Origin of the sequence: Streptomyces sp. NBC_00690 (genome assembly GCF_036226685.1) — a bacterium.
Lineage (GTDB): Bacteria > Actinomycetota > Actinomycetes > Streptomycetales > Streptomycetaceae > Streptomyces.
The window spans coordinates 6,754,504-6,772,356 of sequence record NZ_CP109009.1 but is presented as its reverse complement, the minus strand read 5'-3'; the positions used below and the strand labels follow the sequence as shown (position 1 = coordinate 6,772,356).

The following is a 17,853-nucleotide window of genomic DNA, read 5'->3' as shown; positions in this document are numbered from 1 at the left end:
GCACCGGGTCCTGCCGTGGGAGGAGGCGACTCCTCCCACTGGCCGCGACCTCGGCCCGAACGGTGGAGCCGCTCGCCCCGGCGCCCTGCGAGGGTCGGTGCCATGAACACCACACCACATACGAGTACACAGGAGAACCCAACCCCCGCAGAGCGCCCGGGCCCGGTGGGCCCGGTGGGACGCAGGTCCCTCATCGGTGGCGCGGCGGCGCTGGGAGTCGCGGGTGTCACGGGTGCAGGGGCGACCCGGGCCGCGGCGAGTCCACGGGCGCCTCGCGGTGGAGGCCGTTTCCGGGACAGGACGGTCCTCATCACGGGCGCCACCTCGGGCATCGGCAGGGCGAGTGCAAAGGCGTTCGCCGCGGCCGGCGCCCGGGTCGGATTCTGCGGCAGGCGCGAGGAGTTGGGACGACAGGTGGAGCGGGAGATCCGGGCCGCGGGCGGCGAAGCCCTCTACGTACGGGCCGACGTCCGGGTGCCCGAGCAGGTGCGGAGCTTCGTCGACGAGGTGGCGAACCGGTACGGCCGCATCGACGTGGCGTTCAACAACGCGGGCATCGGCAGCAATCGGCTCCCCCACGAACTCAGCGTCGAGGAGTGGGACGACGTGCAGTCCACCAATGTCCGGGGGGTCTTCCTCGCCATCAAGTACGTGATCCCCCACATGCTCGAAGCGGGCCGCGGCGTCATCATCTGCACCTCGTCGTCGGCCGCCGAACAGGCGCGGCCCACCGGGTCCGCGTACACCGCGAGCAAACGCGCCGTCCAGGGCATCGTGAAGGCCGCCGCCCTCGCCTACGGGCCCAGCGGGATCCGGGTCAACGCCTTGCTGCCGGGGACGACGGACACGCCCTTCGTCCGCCCCGCTGGCATCCCCGACACGGGATGGGCGCAGTACAAGGCGGCGTTCGGGCCGCTCAACATCGACGGTCTGGAGCGCATGGCGGAGGCGGACGAGATCGCCCGAGCCGTCCTCGGGCTGGCGTCGGACGACTTCGCCTATATGACGGGCGCTTCGGTGTCCGTGGACGGCGGGGTCTCGGCCGGGCGCAAGATGGTCCAGCCGAGCAGGGCGTAGTGTTCCGCGCGATGGTTTCGGGGCGGTGTCGGGGCGGCCCGGCAGCATCCGGGGGCCGCCCCGACACCGTCCGGTTCAGCCGACGATCGCCATCGCATGGTCGGTGTTGTTCAGTCGGCGCCCGCCGTCGTCCGTCACCGTGACGATGTCCTCGATACGGACCCCGAACCGGCCCGGAAGGTAGATTCCGGGCTCCACGGAGAAACACATCCCGGGTACGAGGGGCTGTTCCTCACCCTCGATCATGTAGGGCGGCTCATGGGTGGTGACCCCGATGCCGTGGCCCGTGCGGTGGATGAACAGGTCTCCGTATCCCGCCTCTTCGATGATCTCGCGGGCGGCCCGGTCCACCTCCTGGCAGGCGACCCCGGGGCGCACCGCCGCGAAGCCCGCCTCCTGTGCCTCCCGTACGACGTCGTGGATGTGCTGCTCGGCTGGGGACGGCTCGCCGACGTGCACCGTGCGGGTGGTGTCGGAGCCGTACCCGTGTTTGAGGCCGCCGAAGTCGAGGACGACCATGTCGCCGACGTCGATGGTCCGGTCCGATGCCTCGTGGTGGGGGTTGGCTCCGTTGGGGCCGGAACCGACGACGGTGAAGTCGACCTGGGAGTGGCCGAACTGCCGCAGCAGGTCGGCGAGGTCGCCGGCGACCTCGGTCTCCCTGCGGCCGGCGAACGGGACCTTGATGATCTCTTCATAGGTGGCGTCGGCCGCTGCGCCAGCCGCGGCGAGCCGTTCCAGCTCATGGGCGTCCTTGACGGCCCGCAGCATGGGCAGTACCTCGGTCAGGGCGATGTAGGAACTGGCCGGCAGGAGTTGTTGAAGACCGAGGAGATGCATCGCCCAGGTGTTGTCGCTGACGGCGAACCTGCCGTCGGACACCAGCAGCGGGGCGGTCACGGCATACGGGTCGTGGCCGTCGGTCCAGTCCCGCAGGGTGAGCGCCGCGGCACCCGCGGCCTGCTCGGCATCGGGAGCTTCCAGCGTGGGGACGACCAGCACCGGATCCCGGCCGTCCCGCAGGACGAGGACGGTGAGCCGCTCGGTGGCCGCCGTGGGCCGGTAGCCGGTGAGGTGGACCAGATCGGGGCCGGGCGCGACCAGCACACCGGCGAGTCCCGCGTCCGCGGCGGCTCGGGCGGCGCGCGCCATCCGGGCCCGGTAGTCGGCTGCGGTGAAGGGCGCGGGCGTGGTGGACATGAGCCCATACTCCCCCCGCCCGGCAGGGGACGCGACCGCGCACCGCCGGGCATCGGCCCCGGGACCCACCGCGGATGCGGCCCTCAGTCGTCGTCGGCCACCAGTCGCTCCAGCAGCGCCCGGAACTCCTCGCCGACGACGATCCGCAGTCCGTCGCCGTCCTCCTCGCGGTCGCTGAGCTGGGTGAGCACACCGTCGTGCCACCAGTAGACATAGGGGCTGATCGCACCGGGCGTGTCCGTGAACCCGGAGGCGGCGAAGGAAGCCATGGCATTGAGTGCCGGGATCACCCGGGTGTCCCGGATGACGTGGAAGGCCAACTGATGGCGGAAGGGCATCGCCACCAACGCGCCGTCGCCCGTGAGGGTGTCTCCGGTCACCTCACGGACCACGCTCTCTAGGGCCAGCACCCGACTCGCCGTGTAGAAGGAGTCACCGAGGATGACCTCGAAGCGCATGCCGTCATCGCCCTTGACGGTCTCATGGGCTTCGATGGGCAGTCCGCGGAGGTTGTAGAGGGCCTGTTCCCGCAGATAGGGAAGGTCACCGAGGGGTTCGAGCGCCTCGTCGGTGAGCATCATGACGCTCTCGGGAAGGTCCAGCGCGATGATCTCGTGGAGTCCGGGGGCGAGCGCCCGCGCATACGCGAAGTTCCGCGGGTCGAAGCCGTCGGCGCCCAGCACCCTGGGGTAGAGCTGGGCCCGGATCTGTTCGGTGGGGAGCGTGTCGAGCGCCGAGGGCGCGTCCATCGTCCGCAACACCATGCCGACGTGTCTGCGGACCAACTCCGGCCAGGAGCGCGGACCCCGATCGTCGTTGTGCAGTACGGCGGCGAGATTGGCCAGACCGAACTGACGGCCCGCACTGTCGGTCACGGCATCCGCGAAGACCGTCACTTCCAACCCCTGCTCGGCGAACGCCTCGCGCACCTGCCCACGGAATCGAGCGCCCTCATCGACGGAAAAGTAGGGAAACTCGGCGTCCCGGGGTGCATCCTGTCGATCCCGCTTCGGCCCTCGCCGGAACAACCCCACATCAACCGCCTTTCATCCGACGCTCCACCCACCTGCGCTCCTGCGCCGATCCCTGCCCGCTTTCGAGCCTACCCACCGCGACTGACACCCCTCATCGCAGAGGGTGTCATCACGGCTACTCACCACGGGTGCCGGGCACGGGGAAACGGGCCTGCGTCGGAATCAAGAGGCGGCTCTACGGGCTTGGGCGGGGGGATCGGCACCGTGAGGCCGGGCGTTGATCGCGACGTCGGGCGTCGAACACCGATGGCGAGGCCGGGCGCGTCCACCGATGGATCGGATGCCGATGGCCGTGCTGCCCCGCTCCCCGACCGTCAGTCCATCGACACGATCAGGTCGGCGCGGTCCCGCCCCGGGGCGACCAGTCGGGCGTTGGACTCGTCGGACCCGCGCACCCAGCGCTCGGCGGCGGGGTGTTCCTTCCCGTGGCGCACATGTCGGCCGATCAACCGCCGGTGGCGCACCTGGTCGTCCAGTTCCAGGAACCAGACGTCATCGAGCAGGGGACGGACCGCCGCCCAGGGGCCTTCGTCGTACAGGAGGTAGTTCCCCTCGGTGATGACCAGTGGCACGTCCGGATCGACGGGGATGCTGCCGGCGACGGGCTCCTCCAGCCTTCGGTCGAAGGCCGGGGCATAGACGGTGGAGGCCGGCGTGGGGGTGCGCAGTCGGGTCAGGAGCGCGAGGTATCCATCGGCGTCGAAGGTGTCGGGCGCGCCCTTGCGTCCGGCACGGCCCAACCGGAGCAGTTCCGCCTGGGCGAGGTGGAATCCGTCCATGGGTACAAGGGCGGCCCGGCCGTCGAGGGCCTCGACGAGGCGGGCGGCGAGCGTGGACTTTCCCGATCCCGGGGCTCCGGCGATCCCCAACAGCCGCCGTGTTCCGGGCACCGCCAGGGCTCGGGCCCGGGCCAGCAAGGGGGTTGGGACGGTGCGCATGGGGACATTGTCACGCATGCGCACCCTCCCGAGCCCCAGAGGTGTTACGTATGACTCCGACACGCATGACTCCCGACGGGACGCAGGTGCCGATCGCCGGTGGGGCCCCTACGCAGGGGGCCGAACCGCACCCGATCGCTGCGGACGGGGTGCGGTTCCGGACGCGCCGGGAGGGCCCGGGGGCCATCCGATCACTCGTCCGGCGTCAGCTTCAGCGAAATGCTGTTGATGCAGTACCGCTGGTCGGTCGGGGTGGGATACCCCTCCCCCGCGAACACATGGCCGAGGTGCGATCCACAGCGGGCGCAGCGCACCTCGGTGCGGGCCATCCCGTGGGACCGGTCCTCGATCAGTTCGACCGCGTCCGTGTCCTTGGGGTCGAAGAACGACGGCCATCCGCAGTGGGACTCGAATTTGGTGTCGGAGCGGAACAGCTCCGCACCGCACGCGCGACAGGAGTACACCCCTGCGGTCTTCGTGTCCGTGTACTCACCGGTGAAGGCCGGTTCCGTGCCGGCCCTGCGGAGCACCTGGAATTCGGCAGGGCTCAGTTCCGTCTGCCACTGCTCGTCGGGCTTCTCGATGTCGTACGCCATGAAGCGGCTCCCTCAGTTCGCCGGGCCCGAGTGCGTCAGATGCGCCAGGATCGCCGGACCGAGGTCCGTGACGTCTCCGGCGCCCATGGTGAGAACGAGATCACCGGGCTTGACCATTCCCGCGACGGCCACGGGGACGGCCGCCTTGTCGTGGACGGCGGTGACCGCGGCGCTCGCCGCCAGTGCGGCATTGACAATCAGCTCGCTGGTGACGCCCGGGATCGGGTCTTCGCGCGCCGGATAGATGTCCAGGACGATGGAGGCGTCGGCCAGGGCCAGTGCCTGTCCCATCTCGGTGCCGAGTTCCTGGGTGCGCGAGAACAGGTGCGGCTGGAAGACGACGACGAGCCGGGTGCCCGCGGCGACGGCCGAGCGCATGGCCTCCAGGTCGGCCGTCATCTCGGTCGGGTGGTGGGCGTAGGAGTCGATGACCTGGACGCCCGCGGCCTCGCCCTTCAACTGGAGCCGGCGCTTGACCCCGGTGTAGCCGCCGATCGCCGAGGCGAGGTTGTGCGCGGGGATACCGAGGGCGACGCCCGCCGCCAGTGCGGCCACCGCGTTGTTGGCGTAGTGCCGGCCGGGGACGGAGACGGTGAAGGTCAGGAAGCGGCCGGCCAGCAGGATCGTGACCTCGCTGGTGAGCCCGCGCGGGGTGATCTTGTGGATGCGTACGTCGGCGTTCTCGGACTCGCCGTAGGTGACGACGTTGAGTCCGGAGCGGTCGCGCACCCGCGAGGTCAGTTCGACCGCGCCCGGCTGGTCGGCGGAGATCACCAGGGTGCCACCCGGGACGATCTTGCCGATGAAGGTCTCGAACGATTCGTAGATCTCGTCCATCGAGGCGTAGTTCGCGTGGTGGTCCAGCTCCACGTTGAGGACGATCGCGACCTCGGGGTCGTACTTCTGGAAGCTGCGGTCGCTCTCGTCCGCCTCGGCGACGAAGATGTCGCCGCTGCCGTGGCCGGCGTTCGTCCCGGGGCCCTCCAGATCGCCGCCGATGGCGTACGAGGGGTCCAGGTCGAGCCCGGAGAGTGCGACGGCCAGCATGGACGTGGTGGTGGTCTTGCCGTGGGTGCCCGCCACCGCGATGGAGCGCAGACCGGTCATGACCGAGGCGAGGGCGTCGGAGCGGTGCACCACCGGAATGGCGAGCTCGCCGGCGCGCACCAGTTCGGGGTTGTCGGCGCGAATGGCGCTGGAGACCACGACACAGCTGGCGTCCTCGGCGAGGTGGGCAGGGGCGTGGCCGATGTGGACGGTCGCACCGAGGGCGCGCAGGGCTTCTGCCGTGGGCGAGTCCTTGGCGTCGCTGCCGGCGACCTTGGCCCCCCGCTGGGCGAGGATCTTGGCGATGCCCGACATCCCGGCGCCGCCGATGCCGATGAAGTGCGGGCGCTCCAGAGTGCCAGGGACGGCGGGTGCCATGCGTGTGTCTCCCCACGGTGTACGGATGGTGCTGACCGCGCCGCGGACGCGCTGCTGAGGGCACGTGCGGGCGGGTCCAGCCTATGCGCTGGCGGTGACGTGGGCGGCGCACCGGCGTTCCGCAGTGGCCACCACCGGCAGGAGCCGCGGCGTCGGCGGGAACGGCGCCCGGTGTGAGCGCCCGACCGCGAACCCCACCGGGCCGCCCAGCTCGAATGAAGCCGGGCGGAGCGGCGAGCCGTCGTGACCGGGCGCCCCGACGGCTGCGCGGCCTACTCGCTGTGCGCGAAGAGCTTCAGGACGGGTACGCCCACCTTGTGGCGGGCCCTGGATGCCCAGTCCCGGTGGAAGAACTCCTCCACGTAGTGCGGGGCGGTCAGCACGATCACTTCGTCCGCGCCCTTGTCCTCCACGACGGCCTTCAGCCGGTCCAGCGGGTGGTCTTCCACCACCTCCCCATCGGCTTGGCAACCCGCTTGACGCAGGGCGGCCACGGAGTGCTCCAAGGCCCGCTCGGCCGGTGCCTTCGCCTCGTGCCCTTCGGGCTCGTCCCCCTCGTGCACCGCCTGGTCGACCTCGCCGAGCGCCATGTCGTCGATCGCGCGGAGCAGGACGTCGGCCTGATCTCCGCGGGGCTGCATCAGTACGAAGAAGGACACGCCTTCCGCCCCGTGGAGGGTGGTGACGAAGTCCACGTCTTCCGAGGTCAGGGGCTTCTCGATCATCAGTACGCTCGTGAACACGTCGGAACCCCTTCTGCGGAAACCATCCTTCCCCGTGCCCGCACGGGGTCTGCGAGAGTAAGTCTGCCCAGCCGAAGCTAACCGGAACGGTAAATTCCGCTGATTGTCAGATGCGACGGTAGCGGGTGAAAAGGAACCCCGCCTCTTCCAGCAGCCCCACGAGGGCGAACTGCTCCGGCACGGCCACCGCGGGCCCGCCCGCGATCCGCTGGGCATCACCCGCCGTCATCGTCGGCGACAGGGTCAGACAGAACTCGTCGAGGGTCCCGGAGGCGACGAACTGCCCCAGCAACCGCGGCCCGCCCTCGGTGAGCAGGCGGACTAGGCCGCGGTCCGCGAGCGCCACGAGCGCCCTCGACGGATCCACACCGGGCCCGTCCCCCGCCACCACCACATCGACGCCCGCCGCCCGGGCCGCCCGAACCCGTTCCGCGGGCGCCTGGGCCCCCGTGAGCACCACGGTGGGCACCAGCGGCTCGGTGAACAGGGGCAGCGAGAAGTCGAGCCCGAGCGAGGCGCTGACCACGGCGATCGCCGGCGCCGGACCCTGACCCGCGGCGAGGCGGCGGGCAGCGAAGGCATCCCGGGCCCTGGCTGGCCGGTAACCCTCTTGGCGTACCGTTTCTGCACCGACTACGACCGCATCGGCCAGCCCTCGGAGCGTGCCGAAGATCCGCATGTCGGCGGAGCAGGAAAGGGGCTGCGAACGACCGTCGTGCTGGGCCGCCCCGTCCAGCGAGGAGACCATGTTTGCCCGCAGCCAGGGGGTCGCCGAACCCCCGGTCTCCTCGGGGTACGCATAGGCGTCCGCCAACTCGTCGAGGTTCCATTCGCGGTCCGTGCCGAGTGTCTGATCGGTCACAGGGAGCAGGCGTCGCATAGGTAGCAGTCTGGCATGGCGCTTACAGTTGGACCTTGTGTCGACCCGTGCCACCAGCGCAATAGCCGAAGCAGTACCCATCTCGCTGTGCGCCCGCGAGCCGTACGTCCCTGCCGACCGACTCGTCGCGGAGATGGTCCCTCCGCCACGCTTCGACGCCGTCCGCTTCGACACCTACGTACCCGATCCCCAGCAGCCGAGCCAGAGCGCGGCGGTCACCGCGCTGAGCAGCTTCGCGGCGAGTCTGGGCGGTGGCGCGCACGCCAGCGGCTCGGGCCGCCGCCGGTGGTTCAGCCGCAAGCCCCCGGCTCCCGCGCCCGTCCGGGGCGTCTATCTGGACGGCGGCTACGGCGTCGGCAAGACCCATCTGCTGGCATCGCTGTGGCACGCCACCTCGGCCGAGCCCGCGCTGAAAGCATTCGGCACCTTCGTGGAACTGACCAATCTGGTCGGCGCCCTCGGCTTCCAGCAGACGGTGCAGACCCTGAGCGGGCACCGACTGCTGTGCATCGACGAGTTCGAGTTGGACGACCCCGGTGACACGGTCCTGGTCTCGTCCCTGCTGCGCAAGCTGGTCGAGGCGGGAGTGGCGCTCGCCGCCACCTCCAACACCCTGCCGGGCAAGCTGGGCGAGGGCAGGTTCGCCTCCGCCGACTTCCTGCGCGAGATCCAGGGTCTCTCCGCCCACTTCCAGCCACTGCGCATCGACGGGCAGGACTACCGCCACCGCGGCTTGCCCGAGGCGCCGATGCCGTACTCGGACGAGGTGGTCGCCAAGAGCGCCTACGCCACCGACGGCTCCTCCCTCGACGACTTCCCCCATCTCCTCGACCATCTGGCCAAGGTGCATCCGAGTCGGTACGGCGCACTGATCGACGGGGTGGAGACGGTGTGCCTCACCGACGTGGGTCCGGTGCCCGACCAGTCGACCGCATTGCGCCTGGTGGTACTCGCCGACCGTCTGTACGACCGTGAGGTCCCGGTGCTCGCCTCCGGGCAGCCCTTCGACCGGTTGTTCAGCGAAGAGATGCTCAACGGCGGCTACCGCAAGAAGTATTTCCGCGCCATCTCCCGGCTGACAGCGCTGGCCCGTGACGCAAAGGGGCTGACAGGGCGCTAGGTTCGGGGGTGTAACCCTGCTCCACCCAGCTTTTCCGTCAGAAGGGAACCATCAGCATGGCCACCACGCGCACGGCGCACACGGTCTGGGAAGGCGAGCTCCTCAAGGGCTCGGGCACCGTCACCTTCGACTCTTCCGGCATCGGATCACAGCCGGTCTCCTGGCCGTCCCGCGCCGAGCAGGCCAATGGCAAGACCAGCCCCGAAGAGCTGATCGCCGCCGCCCACTCCAGCTGCTTCTCGATGGCTCTCTCGCACGGGCTGACCGGCGCCGGCAACCCGCCCACCCGGCTGGAGACCAAGGCCGACGTGACCTTCCAGCCCGGCGAGGGCATCACCGGCATCCACCTCACCGTTCGTGGCGAGGTGCCCGGTCTGGACGCGGATGCCTTCGCCTCCGCGGCCGAGGACGCCAAGAAGAACTGCCCGGTGAGCCAGGCGCTCACGGGCACGACGATCACGCTGACCGCCGAACTGGCGTAGCGGCAGTGACGCCTGTCGCACCACGCGACACATGAGGCGTTGTGGCCCGCACTGTTCACCTGTCCCACGGGGCGTGGTAGACCGGTGCGGGTCACATCTCCTGTCCCCCAACAGGGAGCGCCTCATGTCAGTGACACGACGCCATGTCCTCGCCCGCGCGGGGTTATTAAGTACCCAGATCGCGTTCACCGGTGCCCTGTCCGAACTCTTCGCCGGCACCGCGGTCGGCAGCGGCCACAGCGGGGAACACGGCTACGGCCCGCTGGTTCCCGACCCCGCAGGGCTGCTCGACCTCCCCCGGGGCTTTCGCTACCGGGTCCTCTCCCGGGAGGGCGACCCACTGCGCTCCGGTGAGGGAACCGTCCCCGGCAACCACGACGGCATGGGAGCCTTCCACGGCCGACACGGCCGGACCCATCTCGTCCGCAACCACGAGAACCGCCACTCGGCCCGACTCGGCGTCCCACCGATCACCGGGCTCACCTACGACCCGACGGCCAAGGGCGGCTGTACGGCCCTGGAACTCGACGACGAGGGCGAGGTGCTCGCCGAACGCGTCGCGATCGCCGGCACCGCCGTCAACTGCGCCGGCGGCTCGACCCCCTGGGGAACCTGGCTGACCTGCGAGGAGAACGAGGACCGGGCCGGCACCAACGGATACACCAAGGACCACGGCTTCATCTTCGAGGTCGACCCGATCGCTCCCCATCGCACGGGCGCCGTCCCCCTCACCTCCATGGGCCGCTTCCAGCACGAGGCCATCGCCCTCGATCCCCGCACCGGGATCGTGTACGAGACCGAGGACGCCTTCGACCGTCCCTTCGGGCTCTTCTACCGCTTCCTGCCGCGCAAACCGCTCGGCGGTACCGGCTCGCTGCGCGCGGGTGGGGTGCTGGAGGCGATGCGGGTTCCCAACGTGCCCGACCTCTCGGCGATCGACGAGCCGGGGGCCGTCTTCGAAGGCGTCGAGTGGGTCCCGGTGCCCGACAGTCAGGCGCAGCAGACACCCATCCGACTCCAGGACTTCGGCACGCGCGGCATCACCCACGCCCAGAAGCTGGAGGGCTGCTACTGGGGCGGACGCTCCGTCTACTTCGTCTCCAGCTACGCCCGCAGCGCGGAGGGATCCGCGGGTGACCACCACGGTCAGGTGTGGCGCTACGAGCCGGCCCACCGAAGGCTCACCCTGGTCATCGTCTTCGGCCCGGGCACCGACGTCCAACTGCCCGGTGAATCACCCGACAACATCTGCCTCGCTCCGAGCGGTGGGTTGATGGTGTGCGAGGACGGCGGCGGCGGGCAGCACGTGTACGGACTGACCCGGCACGGCACGGTGTACGAGGTGGCCCGCAATCGACAGTCCATCGGCACCCCGCAGGCGCCCCGCTGGGGTGAGTTCGCCGGAGTGACCTTCGCACCGGACGGGGAGACGATGTACGTCAACGTCTATCGACCGGGGACGACCTTCGCGGTCACCGGCCCCTGGCGCTAGGTCGTTCTCAGCGCACTGGTGCGCACACAGCATGGGCATCGCGCGGCGACGCGGCACTGCCCGCCCCGGTGTTTCGAGGCGGGCAGTGCCGTTCCCCTCGGCACCCGGTCTGGCCTGACATCGGAGCGGAGTCAGGAGCACACGGCGTCTGCTTCACCGGGACCGGTCCGTTCGAAGGGCAAGGACCAGCGGGCGGGGTCGGCATCCCGCCCGAGGTAGAAGAACGACCCTTGCGGACGGACCGCGGTACGGACGTCCCGATCGGCGCCTTCCGAGGTCAGAAGCGGTACACGGAATCCGTCCCCGCGGCTCCACCGGTGGCTTCTTCGCCACCTTCACCACCACCGTCAGCGCCCTGATCCGCGCCTTCCTCGCCGCCCTCGCCACCACCGTCAGCGCCCTGATCCGCGCCTTCCTCGCCGCCCTCGCCACCACCGTCAGCGCCCTGATCCGCGCCTTCCTCGCCGCCCCCGCCACCACCGTCAGCGCCCTGATCCGCGCCTTCCTCGCCGCCCTCACCACCACCGTCAGCGCCCTGATCCGCGCCTTCCTCGCCGCCCCCGCCACCACCGTCAGCGCCCTGATCCGCGCCTTCCTCGCCGCCCCCGCCACCACCGTCAGCGCCCTGATCCGCGCCCTCTTCGCCGCCCTCGCCACCACCGGTGTCGGAGCCCGTACCGTCGCCGATCTGGGCGCCCACCGCGGTCAGTGCCGTGGTCACCGGCTGGAAGAAGGTCTCCCCACCGCTGGTGCAGTTGCCGCTGCCGCCCGAGGTCAGGCCGATCGCGCTGCCGTCGCTCCCGAACAGGGCACCACCGCTGTCGCCGGGTTCCGCGCACACATTGGTCTGGATGAGACCGGTGACGGTGCCCTCCGGGTAGTTCACGGTGGCGTCGAGCCCGGTGACCTGCCCGTTCCGCAGACCCGTGGTGCTTCCCATCCGGGCCACTTCCTGCCCGACGGTGGCATCCACGACTCTGTTGATCGCCAGGAGTTCGCCACCGCCGACGTCGACGCTGCTCGGTGCCTGGGTCGCCGGGTCGTCGTACGTCACGAGGGCGAAGTCACCGGCTCCGGGGAAGGTCGCCGACCGTACGGTACCGACGGGAGCGCCGCCCTGGGTCTCGGACCAGCGCTCGGCGGCCACGGCGCAGTGACCTGCGGTCAGGAAGCCGGAGCCGCCGTCCTGGAGGGTCACGTTGAAGCCCAGCGAGCAGCGCGCGCCGCCGCCGAAGATGGCGTCACCGCCTTCGAGGAAGGTCTTGAACTCCCCCGCGGACTTCTTGATGCGCGCGACTCCGGGGCCGAGGCCCTGTACCGCGGTCTCCAGTCTGTCCCAGCGCTCGCCCGTCACCGTACGGTCGGCCATCACCAGAACCTGATTGGTCCGGGGATCCAGGGCCCAGGAAGTGCCCGGGATCGTGGCCTCACGTGCCAGCGTGCGGCGTGCGCTCAGCAGGGTGCTGGCACTGTTGCGCACTTCGCGCGCCACCGCCCCGGCCTTCGTCACCCGTTCCACGGCCTTGCTGTCGTCGCCGGCGATGTTGACGACGAGTCGCTTCTTCTTGGCGTCGTAGTACGCGCCCCCGTAGGAGTCGCCGAGGGTGCCGTCGAGTTCTTGGAGGAGGTCGGCGGCCGAGGTCGCGCTCATGGTCTTGGGAGCGTTGGATCCAGCTGCGTCGGAGCCGTCCTGGGATGCGTACGCCTGGGGCAGCAGTACGGCCGCGGCCGTGATGGAGATGGCCGCGGCTCCCGCCAGAGCCGCCTTCCGCTTGGGTATGCGCCTGTGAGTCAACTCGCCGCCTCCTGTGGGGGGTGATGGGGTCCGATCCGGCTGAGCACCGGAGGACGCGTCCGCCCCTTGGTACGGATGAGTCGTGTGGTGTGCTCAATGTGGAGACGGGTGAGTTGACTGATGGTCCGTCAGGAGCCGTACGGAACTCCACCGCTCGTCGGGCCATCGGACCGCGCGGACCTGCGCCGAGCACAGCGATGGACGGGCACCGAAACGGGCTTCCTCAGAGGGAAAGTTGCATTCCGCATCGTGCGCAGAAACGGGCGCCGGGGTCGTCCGCCGGGCGGTCGCAGGAGGGGCAGAGGCGGTTGAGCATGCAGGCCGACTCCCCGCCCTCAAGGCCCTGCGCGCCGGTGATGGCGAGGCCGGGGCGCCGACGGTGCGCGGTGAGGTAGACGAGCCCGTCGCCCCCCGCCCGCAGCGATCGACGGGCACCGCGCGGCAGCCAGACCAGACTGTCGACGGCGAGGGCCTGGCGCTGGCCGTCGATCTCCACCTCGCCGTCGCCGCTGAGCACGCACAGCAGTACGTCGAGGTCCCCTTCTTCGTGCGTCTCGACCCGCTCGCCCGCGGGGAGACGGACGACATTGGCGTCCAACTGCCGGCCCGCGGCTTCGAGCCGCCACAGCGCTCCGCCGCGGTCGGCCGGCACATCGGCCACCTCGGTCCATCGGACGAGCACTCCGGCTGCGGAGACCTGGGCCATGTCACTCCTCCTGGGGGTGGGATCCGGCGTAGGGATCGTAGTCCCGACACAGAAGCGACATATCAGCAGATTGCCCTACTGATCATATATTTTTGACCAGTGATCATTTCCGTACGAAGACTCTTCGCCGTGGCGGTCCTCGGTGCGGCACTCGTCGCCTGCGGCGGTGCACGGGAGCCCACCGACCGAACCGAACCGACTGCCCCCCGCACCGGGGCCGGTCCCCGTGCCGCCCCCGAGGCAGCGCCCGCGCCCCAACTCGCGCGACCGCGCTCCGGCCTCACACCGGTCTTCGAGCGCGCCCCCGCCTCGGCGACGGCGCCGAAGACCGTGGCACTCACCTTCGACGCCGACATGACCGCCGACCAGGGTCCACGGGCAGCCCGCGGCGAACACTTCGACAACCCGGAACTCATCAGCACTCTGCGACGCCTCAAGGTCCCCGCGACGATCTTCATGACCGGCCGCTGGGCCGAGGAGTACCCGGCGCAGGCGAAGTCGATCGGCACCGATCCCCTCTTCGAGATCGCCAACCACTCCTACAGCCATCACGCCTTCGCCGCTCCCTGCTACGGCCTGCCGACCGTCGCCAAGGACGCCATGCGGGCCGATGTGGAACGGGCGTTCACCGCATTCCGCAAGGTCGGCGCGGAACGGGTGGTGCCGTACTTCCGGTTCCCGGGGGGCTGCTACGACACGACCGCACTGCGCGCGATCGCACCCACCGGGGTGACGGCCGTGCAATGGGACGTGGTCAGCGGGGACGCGTTCGCCAGCGATGCGGACGCCGTGGCCGAGCAGGTGCTCGCGGGAGTGAAGCCCGGCTCCGTGGTGGTCATGCACTGCACGCGCAGCGCGGCGCCCGTCACCGAGCAGGCGATCCGCACCATCGTGCCGAAGCTGAGGGAACGCGGCTACCGCATGGTCAGGGTCTCCGACGTGATGCGCGGGGCGACCACCGGATGACCCATGGACGGCTCAGCCGGAGCACGCCGTCCGCTGTGCCTCCTGCCATTCGCAGACCGGGCAGAGCGTGCTGCCCCGCACCGACTCCGGATACTCCGTCGGCTCCCGACAGAGCACGCACTCCGCGAAGGGCGGCCCCTCGTCCGGGGCCGCTTCGGGTCGTTCCGGTGTTGCGCAGTACGCCTCGTCCGGCTGGTCCATGACACCCATGACACCGAGCCTACGGGTGGTGCTCAACGATCGCTGAAGCGGCCATCCCCCGGCAGGCGGCGCCCCCGCTGTCAGCCGCTGGTCTCCGTCGCCACGTCGGTGCCGCGCAGCGGACCCATCGCACAGGCCGCCGCCCCGGCGAGGACCGCGAACAGCAGCGCCCCGGCGAAGGCGAGCAGGGGCAGCCGGGGGTCACCGGTCCGGGAGCCGGAGACCAACACCGTCACCGCGTACTTGGCGGGCGAACCGGTGGTCACCAGCGCGAGGAGCGAACCGAGTGCGGTGAGGGCGAGCGACCAGCCGCGCGAGTAGAGCAGCGGCCGGGTGCACAGCGCCGCAACCGCCGCGCCCGTCAGCGCGCAGACGGCCGCCGCCAGCAGCCCGGCGAAGGTGGCCTCCGGCAGGGGGACCACGGTCCGGTTGTCGGCGCCCATCGCCTTGCTGACCAGCACCACCACCGTGGTGCCCACGCATCCCAGCAGCCCGGCGCCCATGAGCGCGGTGAGCAGCGGTGCCAACTGGACGCGCTGGGGGCTGGTAGCCGCCGAGGTGATATCCCGGGCGGACGTGGGCTCCTGGGTGACACAGACCCGGACCAGCCAGGCGGTGACCGGCAGCAGCGCGGCGGCCGAGTAGCCGAGCGCATCCAGCACGGGGCGGCCCGGTTGGATGCCCACGGCGAGGATGATCCCGTACAGCAGGAACGGCGGCAGCCAGCGCTGGGAGCGCAGCAGCAGGGCGGACTGGTAGCCGAGCAGCGCGAAGAGCGCACTCATCCTTGGCTCACCTTCGTGGCCTCGCGGTGTTCGACCTGGCGGACGTGCCAGGGCGGACGGGCCGAGAGCAGGGCTCTGAGCAGCGAGTCGGAGTAGGGGGCGGTGACCGTGAACACGATGTCGCCGTCGGGCCGCACCTCGTGCTCGGGTGTGCCGGGCAGTCCGTCGGGCGGGGGTTCACCGGGAGGACCCGAGGCGATGATCTGCACCTGCGGTCCAGCCGCCGTCGCCGAGGGGGGTGGGGCGCCCGGTATCGACGCCGGCGCCGGGATGAGGGTGCCCGCGCTCACCGAGTGGACCGCGTCGGCCGCGTCGGCCAGCCGCAGCGGGTCGTGGTCGACGTAGACCGCGGTGGCACCCGCCGCGACCCGTTCGGCCACCGCGCGGTCGAGTTCGGCCCGGGCTGCCGCGTCGAGTCCGGTCCATGCCTCGTCCAGGACGAGCAACTCGGGCTCGGCCAGCAGCGCTTGGGCGACGGCCACCTTCTGGCTGGTGCCCTTGGAGAGCTCGGCGAGGGGCGTGCCCGCGTGCTCGGACGCGCCGAAGCGCTCCAGCCACTCATGGGCGCGCGTGGCCGCCGTACGGCGGTCGAGACCGTGGATGCGCCCGATGTGGCGCAGATAGCCCACGGCGGTGAACGGCAGTACGCCCGGGAACCGTTCGGGGACGTACGCCGTGCGGGGCCGGCCGTCGATCCGGCCCTCGCTGGGCGCGTCGATCCCGGCGATCAGCCGGAGCAGGGTGGACTTTCCGGTGCCGTTGGTCCCGGAGATCCGGACCAGGGTGCGTGCCGGGAGTTCGAGATCCACTCCGCGCAGTACCCAGGGGCCGCGCAGTCCGTAGCGGCGGCCGACCGACTGGAGTATCAGTTGGACGCCGCCTTCTGCGGGACCAGCTCGCTGGGCCGGACGATGACGAAACCCTCGCCCTGGAGCATCAGCTGGACCGCTTCGCCGGAGCCGCCGCGGATCATGGAGCCGAAGGACTGCGAGCGGTTGAGGGAGGTGGTGAGACTGGCGCTCCACCCGACGACCGCGTCCGTGTCGACGTAGACGGGCTGCTGGGCGGTGACGGGTATGACGATGGGGTTGCCCTCGCAGATGATGGCGAGTTTGCCGTGGCCGGTGAAGACGCTGTTGAAGAGTCCGCCACCGGCCGAGCCGACACCCTTCACCGTTTTGATCTCGTACGAGAGGGATGCGTCGAAGCACAGGACGTTGCGCCCGTTGATCGTGAGGGCGTCACCGGGCTCGATGTCGACGATGAAGCAGTTGGCGGCCTCGTGGGCGAACCATGCCTCGCCCTGTCCGCGCACGGCCATCAGCGGCAGCCCCTCACCGGTGACCGCACGCTTGAGCATGCCGCCGATGCCCTGACCCTTGCGCTCGAACTGGAGATTGCCCCGGAAGGCGATCATCGATCCCTGGCGCGCGTGCATCTCGCCGTTCACGGCGTACTTGATCGACTTGGCGTTCTGCTGGGTCATTCCGGGAACGGTGGCTTGCTGCGCCATATTCTCGGAGGCGAAGAGGTCGCTTTTCATGGAGTGCATCCTCACCCGGAGGTCGGGGTTCCGCCAAGCCGTTCCCATGGTTGCACCGTGCACTGCTGGCACACTGGCAGCTGTGAGCAGCGAAAACGTAGAACCCGCCAATCCCGCGAACCCGTCCGCTTCAAATGTCCCGCCAAGCCAGGACAGTCCGTTCCAGCACGAGAACGTCGATCGCGACACGGCGCCCCAGTTCGTCCTGCCGCTGGTGGTGCGGATCGAGAAGACGGCTCCCCCGGCCCGCACGGATGCGCTGGAGACCGCGGCCCGCGCGGTGCTCACCCTGCTCGGCGACGAGCGGTCGGTGGGCGAGGGGGAATGGGCGCGGGCGGTCAGCGACTGGCAGGACGCCCGGATCCGCAAGGTGGTGCGGCGGGCGCGCGGTGCGGAGTGGCGCAAGGCGTCCGCCCTGCCGGGCATCACGGTCACCGGGCGGGAGTGCGAGGTACGGGTCTTCCCTCCGGTCCCGTTGGACGGCTGGCCCAAGGAACTGGCCAAGCTCCAGGTGTCGGGGACGGATCTGGAGGACCCGGAGCCGCCCGCTCAGCCGGCAGCGGGAGTGCCGGTGCTGTGGCTCAGCCCGGAGGTGGAGATGTCGGCGGGCAAGGCGATGGCACAGGCCGGGCACGGCGCCCAGCTCGCCTGGTGGGAGCTATCGGACGCGGACCGCACCGAGTGGGCGAAGGCAGGCTTCCCGTTGGCCGTGCGCACGGCGGACGCGGAGCGTTGGGCGCGCCTGGCGTCCAGTGGGTTGCCGGTCGTCCGGGACGCCGGCTTCACCGAGATCGAAGCCGGGTCACGGACAGTGATCGCTGATCATCCCGCGCTGTACCGCTGAACGCCCGACGGGTAGGTTGCGTACCT

At 70.5% G+C, this 17,853-nt stretch carries 19 protein-coding genes; 6 read left to right on the top strand and 13 right to left on the bottom strand.

Features of this window, described 5'->3' with window-relative positions:
• Nucleotides 1-102: 102 nt before the first annotated feature.
• Nucleotides 103-1,077: an SDR family NAD(P)-dependent oxidoreductase gene (locus OID54_RS29600; protein WP_329024442.1), complete on the top strand. Its 975-nt coding sequence runs from the start codon at nt 103-105 to the stop codon at nt 1,075-1,077.
• A 75-nt stretch (nt 1,078-1,152) separates the two neighbouring features.
• Here the strand turns inward: OID54_RS29600 and OID54_RS29595 are convergent, their stop codons facing one another.
• The 7 genes from OID54_RS29595 to OID54_RS29565 form a co-directional block, all read right to left on the bottom strand.
• The gene (locus OID54_RS29595) at nt 1,153-2,277 is read right to left on the bottom strand and encodes an aminopeptidase P family protein (RefSeq protein WP_329024440.1); all 1,125 of its coding nucleotides are present in this window, start codon (nt 2,275-2,277) and stop codon (nt 1,153-1,155) included.
• 83 nt (nt 2,278-2,360) lie between these two features.
• Nucleotides 2,361-3,311, bottom strand: a complete 951-nt coding sequence (locus OID54_RS29590) for a hypothetical protein (RefSeq protein WP_329024439.1) — start codon at nt 3,309-3,311, stop codon at nt 2,361-2,363.
• A 314-nt stretch (nt 3,312-3,625) separates the two neighbouring features.
• Entirely contained in the window at nt 3,626-4,249 is a 624-nt protein-coding gene (locus tag OID54_RS29585) for a nucleoside/nucleotide kinase family protein (RefSeq protein WP_329024437.1), read from the bottom strand.
• Nucleotides 4,250-4,440: 191 nt separating this feature from the next.
• Nucleotides 4,441-4,845 carry a peptide-methionine (R)-S-oxide reductase MsrB gene (msrB, locus tag OID54_RS29580; RefSeq protein WP_329024434.1) on the bottom strand — a complete coding sequence of 135 codons (405 nt, stop codon included), beginning with the start codon at nt 4,843-4,845 and terminating at the stop codon, nt 4,441-4,443.
• Between the two features lie 12 nt (nt 4,846-4,857).
• Nucleotides 4,858-6,270, bottom strand: a complete 1,413-nt coding sequence (murC, locus tag OID54_RS29575) for a UDP-N-acetylmuramate--L-alanine ligase (RefSeq protein ID WP_329024433.1) — start codon at nt 6,268-6,270, stop codon at nt 4,858-4,860.
• Between the two features lie 272 nt (nt 6,271-6,542).
• Nucleotides 6,543-7,013 carry an indole-3-glycerol phosphate synthase gene (locus OID54_RS29570; RefSeq protein ID WP_329024431.1) on the bottom strand — a complete coding sequence of 157 codons (471 nt, stop codon included), beginning with the start codon at nt 7,011-7,013 and terminating at the stop codon, nt 6,543-6,545.
• Between the two features lie 106 nt (nt 7,014-7,119).
• Nucleotides 7,120-7,893 (bottom strand): pyrimidine reductase family protein, encoded by a 774-nt coding sequence (locus tag OID54_RS29565; RefSeq protein WP_329024430.1) that lies wholly within the window; start codon nt 7,891-7,893, stop codon nt 7,120-7,122.
• Nucleotides 7,894-7,930: 37 nt separating this feature from the next.
• Between OID54_RS29565 and zapE the strand changes: the two genes are divergently transcribed.
• The 3 genes from zapE (at nt 7,931) to OID54_RS29550 (ending at nt 10,987) form a co-directional block, all read left to right on the top strand.
• On the top strand, nt 7,931-9,013 hold the full coding sequence (gene zapE, locus OID54_RS29560) for a cell division protein ZapE (RefSeq protein ID WP_329024428.1): 1,083 nt from the start codon (nt 7,931-7,933) through the stop codon (nt 9,011-9,013).
• Nucleotides 9,014-9,069: 56 nt separating this feature from the next.
• Nucleotides 9,070-9,495: an OsmC family protein gene (locus tag OID54_RS29555; RefSeq protein WP_250917414.1), complete on the top strand. Its 426-nt coding sequence runs from the start codon at nt 9,070-9,072 to the stop codon at nt 9,493-9,495.
• 124 nt (nt 9,496-9,619) lie between these two features.
• Complete coding sequence (locus OID54_RS29550; RefSeq protein WP_329024426.1) at nt 9,620-10,987, top strand: alkaline phosphatase PhoX; 1,368 nt, start codon at nt 9,620-9,622, stop codon at nt 10,985-10,987.
• Nucleotides 10,988-11,264: 277 nt separating this feature from the next.
• Here OID54_RS29550 and OID54_RS29545 read toward each other — a convergent pair whose 3' ends face one another.
• Complete coding sequence (locus tag OID54_RS29545; RefSeq protein WP_329024425.1) at nt 11,265-12,782, bottom strand: S1 family peptidase; 1,518 nt, start codon at nt 12,780-12,782, stop codon at nt 11,265-11,267.
• A 223-nt stretch (nt 12,783-13,005) separates the two neighbouring features.
• Nucleotides 13,006-13,488: a hypothetical protein gene (locus tag OID54_RS29540; protein WP_329024424.1), complete on the bottom strand. Its 483-nt coding sequence runs from the start codon at nt 13,486-13,488 to the stop codon at nt 13,006-13,008.
• A 99-nt stretch (nt 13,489-13,587) separates the two neighbouring features.
• Between OID54_RS29540 and OID54_RS29535 the strand changes: the two genes are divergently transcribed.
• On the top strand, nt 13,588-14,454 hold the full coding sequence (locus OID54_RS29535; protein WP_329024422.1) for a polysaccharide deacetylase family protein: 867 nt from the start codon (nt 13,588-13,590) through the stop codon (nt 14,452-14,454).
• A gap of 12 nt (nt 14,455-14,466) precedes the next feature.
• Here the strand turns inward: OID54_RS29535 and OID54_RS29530 are convergent, their stop codons facing one another.
• The 4 genes from OID54_RS29530 to OID54_RS29515 all read right to left on the bottom strand — a co-directional run bounded on the left by OID54_RS29530 (nt 14,467) and on the right by OID54_RS29515 (nt 16,983).
• On the bottom strand, nt 14,467-14,655 hold the full coding sequence (locus OID54_RS29530) for a hypothetical protein (protein ID WP_443055799.1): 189 nt from the start codon (nt 14,653-14,655) through the stop codon (nt 14,467-14,469).
• Between the two features lie 80 nt (nt 14,656-14,735).
• Entirely contained in the window at nt 14,736-15,440 is a 705-nt protein-coding gene (locus OID54_RS29525; protein WP_329024418.1) for an ABC transporter, read from the bottom strand.
• Entirely contained in the window at nt 15,437-16,258 is an 822-nt protein-coding gene (locus OID54_RS29520) for an ATP-binding cassette domain-containing protein (RefSeq protein ID WP_329027860.1), read from the bottom strand. The genes OID54_RS29525 and OID54_RS29520 overlap by 4 nt, the downstream gene beginning before the upstream one ends.
• Nucleotides 16,259-16,305: 47 nt before the next feature.
• Nucleotides 16,306-16,983 (bottom strand): AIM24 family protein, encoded by a 678-nt coding sequence (locus OID54_RS29515; RefSeq protein ID WP_329024417.1) that lies wholly within the window; start codon nt 16,981-16,983, stop codon nt 16,306-16,308.
• Nucleotides 16,984-17,065: 82 nt separating this feature from the next.
• On the opposite strand from OID54_RS29515, the gene OID54_RS29510 reads away from it, so the two are divergent.
• The gene (locus OID54_RS29510; protein ID WP_329024415.1) at nt 17,066-17,827 is read left to right on the top strand and encodes an aminoacyl-tRNA hydrolase; all 762 of its coding nucleotides are present in this window, start codon (nt 17,066-17,068) and stop codon (nt 17,825-17,827) included.
• The last annotated feature ends 26 nt before the right edge of the window (nt 17,828-17,853 follow it).